Genomic DNA, 5,068 nt, shown 5'->3' with positions numbered 1-5,068 from the left:
CTTCTTCCTTGATTGACTTCTTTTCGTCTTTCATATAGTCGTTGAAGTCGTCGCTTTTCTGCTTCAATTCGCTCGATATTGCTTCTGTCGCTTCTTTTACGGCTTCTTTGTAATTCTCTTTGTTCAATTTTTTCAACTTGGATAAATTCTCTTGTAGTGAATTCATTGCTGTAAATATCCCCTTTCAAAACTATTTTTATTTTGTCTTTTGTTTCTAACGATAAATAGGGCGTTCCGCCCCTTACGCCGTCCCTTTTTATTTGAAAATCTGCGTCTTTTAGCATTTGTAAAATTTGGGCTTTGCTGTTAATATTGCCGTTTGCGACTTGCTCTATAAAAAAATTATTTAGTTCGATTGCGTTCTTGTAGTCTTGTAGATAATTTTTGCCTTTGCTAAAAACTTGGACGGCTCTTTCTCTCTTTGGGTCTTTTGGGTCTGAAAATCCATATTGAAAATTAGTTACTTCTTGCCACGAATTTATGCGTGTTTGGTCGAATTTTGCCATATATGGATTAAAACTTTTTCCGCTTACGATGTCAATTTTAGGGATAATGCAGTTTAATTCTAATCTGCCGTCCTTGTCGCTATGCTCTATCCATAGCGTATTAACTCGATTTTCCATACCGCAGAGTAAATATTTTTCAAAGTCCGCAATTATTGCTTGTTTGGTGGCTTCGCTGATTAGGTCTGCTTGTTCGCTAAAAGATAAAACGCAAAAGGTCGTTTTTTGTTTGTAGGGCATTGTGGCTATAATTGCCCTTGTTAATGCTTCGTCGCCTTTTAATAGTCTAGCCGTGCCGTTGGCTTTGCGTTCGTTTAAGCAGTAATTTACAGCACCTATTCCGCCACCCCGTTTAGCTTTTAAAAACTTGACTAGCATTTAATCGTCGCTTTCTAGCTCGGTTTCTTGTTTAGATATAAACTCGTAAATTTCGTCTATTTTGTTAAAGCAATTATTGATTGCTTGAATAACTGCGATATTGGTTAGACTTTGATTTTCGTTTAGCTTCTTGGCGATTTGGTTTAGGTTGCGTCCTTGACGGACTAATTCTAGCACTAATTCGCCCTTAAACGGAAATTTCAAATTCTTTCTATGGAGTGCTGATTGTCTTACATACTCGCTAAAATTTAGCCCTTGCGCTTTTTCTGTTATGCGTTCTATTTCATAGGGCGTAAATCTGATAATCTTTGAAATACTGCGCTCTTTACTTCTTGGCATTTTCACTCATTTTTTTTGTTTGTTCGTATAATTTTACAAAATAACTGGTAGCTACTATAAAAACAACTATTGAAAAAATAATCTGAAATACTTCCGACCTTACAAGAAAATATATTAAAATATTCAATAAACATAAAATTCCAACTATGCCCCAAAGCCAAAGACAAAAAAATATATTTCTTAATCTGCGTTTATGTAGTCTATATTTTACAGATTTTGCATTAACGATAATTTCCATTTTTTTCCTTGACGGCATAATCGCAAATTTGATTTTTTTGCATGCAACGGAAATTTTAAAAAAACAGCGTTTTTTTAAAATGACGATCGCAGCAAAAAAATCACAGATTTTAAAAATTTAACGCAGTTAAAATTTTAAAATCTGATAGCAGGGTTCAAAGGGGCGGCAGCCCCTTGCAAGGTCTTGCGGATATACACCAAACGAAGTTTGGTGTATATACAGTAAGTATCCTTGCCTAAAAAAACGGCTAAAATTTGTTATGGAGATTATAGCATAAAATTTACAAGATTGTTACCGTTGCACTTACCGCTTTTGGTCTGCCTTTGCCTAGAAGTTCAAAATTTGTCTCATAATTAAATTTGATTTTTGTTGCTGAAAAATCGTCTTTGATTGGTGTAAAAATTTTTAAATTTACTTCGTGTAAATTTTTGTAACTTGTGCCAAAAAATTCGTTAATGTCGTCTAGCTCTAATGTGCGTGATTTTTCTTTGTTTTGTTTCATAAGGTTTAAAAGTGGTAAAAATCTTAACGAGTGTTTGCATTTAAAACTCATTAAAAGGCGAGTATCGATAATTGAGTAATTGTTTCTTACTTCGATTATCATATTTGCGATTTTTTTAAAAATTGAAATTTGCGTTCTGCTTTTGCCGTAAAGAATTTTGTAATATGGCAAAAGTGCGATGCCTTCTTCGAATTGCTCCGCTTCGTTAATAAATGAAATGCTAGTTTTTTGCATATCTTTTAAATTTTTCATTACTTGCGGTAGGCTAATTTCTGTAAAGTTTAGAATTTCAGAAGTTCCAAACTCAAAAGTAATTAAATCGGTTTCGGCTATGCTGTTATAATTTTCTACTTTCTCAACCGCAGACGCTAGAAAATATATCATTTTCAAAGCTGATAAGGTGCTATTTTGAATAGTGCTTTCGATAAAATTGTTACTAATTTTAGCGTGAATTCTATCTCGCTTTTTTTCAAAATTTGCGATTTTTTGTTTTTTGACTTGACTTGCTAACATTGCTCACTCCTATTTTATCGACCAAACTTTCTTTTAAATATATAGACTTATTATAGCAAAGTATTTATAAATAACTGCTTAAATTTTAAAATAAGCCTTTAATTTCTTTTCTCTCTTTTTTTTGATTTTCGGCTTCGTATGTTTCAACTAAATTCTTTAAAATTTCTATACTCTCAAATGAAAAATCTTTTCGTATTGTATAGTCTGAAATTTTAAACATTGTGGCGATAATTTTTCCGTTTTCCGCTTTTTTGATTTCTACGATTTGCCACTTTTCGCCGTCTTTATTTTCGATTATTTTTCCGCTAAATTGTAGTTGAAAATTTCGCTCTGCGTTCTCGGCGTTTAAGTCTGTGATTGCCTTATTTTCGGCTTTGGTTTTTTTATTGTCGGTATTTTCTGGGGTAAATGTAAAAATTATGTGTGTTATTGGTCGCCCTTTGCCTTTGCCCCTTACCTTTTCGATTTTGAAATTTTTAAATATCGGCTTTTTGGGGTTAAATAATGTCGGCTCGTTAAAATCTATCATTACACGATTTAGAATTCTTTGGTCGATATTATTGCTATTATAACTTTTTGGTATGTCTAGCCGTTCCAAAAAATCAGCCCATCGCATTTTAACTTCACCTGTGCCCCTAAATTGTTTGCATAGTCTGTAAATCGTTTGGCTGTATTTGCTCGATAATTCGCTAAATTCGGCTAGTTCAAACATTGTAAATGTATTGCCTTTGCCAAAATTGTTTAGTATGTCTTTAAATGTTTCAGTTATTTTAACTCGCAATTCTAGCGTGCTATCATCAATTATAAATCGTTCAAACAAATTAAAAATCATTGTTTGGTGGTCGTCGATTTGCCACTCAATCGCACTGCTAACGACTTTTTTTACTGCACTGCGTGTCAGTGCGATTGCTTCTAGCATTGTTAAATTTTTGTCAGTATATTTCAATATATCGCCCATTAAAACGCTTATTTCGCGCGTGTCTTGCTCTTTTAAATAGTGCAAAATCGCAAAAAATAGATTATTTTCGATTTTACTCATATCTTTAAAATTTAACAAATTCATTTTGTTACTATATTTCACTATCTCAACGCCCATTTTATCGCCTTTCCGTGTTTTATTTATAACGCTTTTATTATAACATTGTTCTATAAAAATGTCAATATTTTTCCCAAAATGTTATGGATAAACTCCCAAAATGTTATGGATAAACTCCCAAAATGTTATGGATAAACTCCCAAAATGTTATGGATAAACTCTCCAAATGCCCTTGTGGTGGTGTCTAGCGAAGCCGTAAAACTATATAAAAGTATTAAAAGAATTTGAAAAAGACAAAACTTCGTTTTTTGCTTCGCTTTGCTTCGCAAAAAACACAATCGGACGGCGTGATACTGACCCGCTTTGCTACGCCTTACGGCTTCGCAAAGCTTCACGCCACTACTTAGCTGTGCGATAGTGCTTCGCTTACGCTTCGCACCGCACAGCATTATATTTTTTAGGGAGTGAATATTATAGTTTATAGCTTTATTCCACTTGAATTGTTATATTTCTCTTGTTGCTGTTGCTGTATCTCTAATCGTCTGCTAATTTCTTGTTGAATTTGGTTTGTAAGGCTTGTAAATCTGCTTCTAATGTTGTCAAATCTGTTTCTAATTCGTTCTGATTGTCCGAAAGCGTTTTTAACTCGTTCGCTAAATTTGTTTCTAATTCGTTCGATTGTTCTATTCCAAGCGTTTTTAATTCCTCCGCTAAGTTCGTTTTTAATTTGCTTTCCTCGCTCTTTAAATGCGTCGTTAAATAATCGCTGTAACCTTTCGCTAATGCTTCGTTCGTGCTGTTCGCTTGTTCTAATGCGTTGTTCGCTATCTGCAATGCGTCCGATAGCTGTTTGACTTCTTTTAATAATTGCTTGTTGTTTTTTAATAGCGTCTTGTTCTCGTTGTTTAATCTCTCGTTCTCGGCGTTTAGCGTCTTGTTCTCGTTTTCTAGTGTTGCGATTAGTTGCAATAAGTTCTCTAATAAATCGTTCATAATCCGCCCTTATTTGTTTTAGTCGATTTGATAAAATAATATATCGTTGTTTTCGTTGAATTGTAATTTCTTGTCGTGGTAATTCAATTTTAAAAAGGTCTTTCCGTCTTTTTCTATGATTAAATGCTTGACTTGCTTCTCGATTAGGCTCGGCGACGCTGTCAAGTTCCAAATGTTCGTTAGCGTGTATGTTGCTATTATCGTTAAAATTATCGCTGTTATTAGCGTTATATAATCCACTCTGAGTTGCAACTTTATTGTCGTGTTTTGGATTTCCTGTAATATTACTTTGGCTATCGGCTTCGATAGTTCTGCGATTAGCGTCGGATTGTTCTCTATTTGCTTGGCTAATGTCGCTTCGTATTGGCTCGTCGCTTCTTGGGCTTTGGTTGCTGTTTGTTGGAATTGCGCTGTTGTTTCTTGGACTGCTGCTGTTGCTTCTTGTGTTGCCTTTTTGAATTTGCCTGCTTCTTCCTTGATTGACTTCTTTTCGTCTTTCATATAGTCGTTGAAGTCGTCGCTTTTCTGCTTCAATTCGCTCGATATTGCTTCTGTCGCTTCTTTTA

Annotated in this window: 7 protein-coding genes and 1 pseudogene; 1 reads left to right on the top strand and 7 read right to left on the bottom strand. The window is 34.3% G+C overall.

Annotation, left to right across the window (positions count from 1 at the left end):
* The 5 genes and pseudogenes from OFO01_RS08855 to OFO01_RS08835 all read right to left on the bottom strand — a co-directional run.
* Positions 1–881, bottom strand: a pseudogene (locus OFO01_RS08855) (relaxase/mobilization nuclease domain-containing protein); the annotation flags it as partial.
* Positions 882–1,220, bottom strand: a complete 339-nt coding sequence (locus OFO01_RS08850; protein ID WP_270859984.1) for a plasmid mobilization protein — start codon at positions 1,218–1,220, stop codon at positions 882–884. It abuts the pseudogene before it with no gap.
* Entirely contained in the window at positions 1,207–1,458 is a 252-nt protein-coding gene (locus tag OFO01_RS08845) for a hypothetical protein (RefSeq protein WP_270859985.1), read from the bottom strand. The genes OFO01_RS08850 and OFO01_RS08845 overlap by 14 nt, the downstream gene beginning before the upstream one ends.
* Before the next feature lie 280 nt (positions 1,459–1,738).
* Entirely contained in the window at positions 1,739–2,473 is a 735-nt protein-coding gene (locus tag OFO01_RS08840) for a replication initiation protein (protein WP_270859986.1), read from the bottom strand.
* A gap of 85 nt (positions 2,474–2,558) precedes the next feature.
* A complete protein-coding gene (locus OFO01_RS08835) occupies positions 2,559–3,569 on the bottom strand; it encodes a replication initiation protein (protein ID WP_270859987.1) in 1,011 nt (336 codons plus the stop codon).
* A gap of 224 nt (positions 3,570–3,793) precedes the next feature.
* Here OFO01_RS08835 and OFO01_RS08830 point away from each other — a divergent pair, with 224 nt between their 5' ends.
* Positions 3,794–3,916, top strand: a complete 123-nt coding sequence (locus OFO01_RS08830; RefSeq protein WP_270859988.1) for a hypothetical protein — start codon at positions 3,794–3,796, stop codon at positions 3,914–3,916.
* 127 nt (positions 3,917–4,043) lie between these two features.
* Here the strand turns inward: OFO01_RS08830 and OFO01_RS08825 are convergent, their stop codons facing one another.
* The gene (locus OFO01_RS08825) at positions 4,044–4,478 is read right to left on the bottom strand and encodes a hypothetical protein (RefSeq protein WP_270875540.1); all 435 of its coding nucleotides are present in this window, start codon (positions 4,476–4,478) and stop codon (positions 4,044–4,046) included.
* A 42-nt stretch (positions 4,479–4,520) separates the two neighbouring features.
* Positions 4,521–5,068, bottom strand: a 548-nt coding sequence (locus tag OFO01_RS08820; RefSeq protein WP_270875539.1) for a hypothetical protein, incomplete at its 5' end; no start/stop codon positions are given.

Origin of the sequence: Campylobacter sp. JMF_01 NE2 (genome assembly GCF_027737365.1) — a bacterium.
In the GTDB taxonomy this organism is placed as follows: domain Bacteria; phylum Campylobacterota; class Campylobacteria; order Campylobacterales; family Campylobacteraceae; genus Campylobacter_B.
This window is presented reverse-complemented; position numbering and strand designations above follow the sequence as displayed.

Bases quoted from the DNA above. Each gene is read 5' to 3' on its own strand.
- OFO01_RS08840 (WP_270859986.1), bottom strand. From the start codon at position 2,473: ATGTTAGCAAGTCAAGTCAAAAAACAAAAAATCGCAAATTTTGAAAAA.
- OFO01_RS08850 (WP_270859984.1), bottom strand. From the start codon at position 1,220: ATGCCAAGAAGTAAAGAGCGCAGTATTTCAAAGATTATCAGATTTACG.
- OFO01_RS08845 (WP_270859985.1), bottom strand. From the start codon at position 1,458: ATGGAAATTATCGTTAATGCAAAATCTGTAAAATATAGACTACATAAA.
- OFO01_RS08835 (WP_270859987.1), bottom strand. From the start codon at position 3,569: ATGGGCGTTGAGATAGTGAAATATAGTAACAAAATGAATTTGTTAAAT.